Annotated in this window: 1 rRNA gene; it reads left to right on the top strand. The window is 54.1% G+C overall.

Annotation, left to right across the window (positions count from 1 at the left end):
• Positions 1 to 726 (top strand): 23S ribosomal RNA (locus AC6I6H_RS22480); the annotation flags it as partial.

Here is a 726-nt window from a genome sequence, read left to right as displayed (position 1 = left end):
ACAGGCGTGGAGGTAGAGCACTGATTGGATGCGGGGCCCGCCAAGGGTTACCAAGTTCAGTCAAACTCCGAATGCCACGAACTGGTCACCGGGAGTCAGACGGTGAGTGCTAAGATCCATCGTCAAGAGGGAAACAGCCCAGACCATCAGCTAAGGTCCCCAAGTGTGTGTTAAGTGGGAAAGGATGTGGAGTTGCTTAGACAACCAGGATGTTGGCTTAGAAGCAGCCACCATTGAAAGAGTGCGTAATAGCTCACTGGTCGAGTGACTCTGCGCCGAAAATGTAACGGGGCTAAACACGCCACCGAAGCTATGGCTAGCAGAATAATTCTGTTGGGGTAGGGGAGCGTTCTGTATTCGTGGAAGGTATACCGTAAGGAGTGCTGGAGGATACAGAAGTGAGAATGCCGGTATAAGTAACGAAAAGACGGGTGAGAATCCCGTCCGCCGAAAACCCAAGGGTTCCTGAGGAAGGCTCGTCCGCTCAGGGTAAGTCGGGACCTAAGGCGAGGCCGAAAGGCGTAGTCGACGGACAACAGGTTGAAATTCCTGTACCACCGTAAGCCGTTATGAGCGATGGGGTGACGCAGGAGGGTAGTGACGCAGGCCGATGGAATGGCCTGTCCAAGCAGCGAGGCTGGTGAGTAGGCAAATCCGCTCATCGTAAGGCTGGGCTGTGATGGGGAGGGAAAATTACAGTACCGAAGGTCATGATCTCACACTGCC

It is taken from the genome of Gorillibacterium sp. sgz306347, from assembly GCF_059735245.1.
This window is presented reverse-complemented; position numbering and strand designations above follow the sequence as displayed.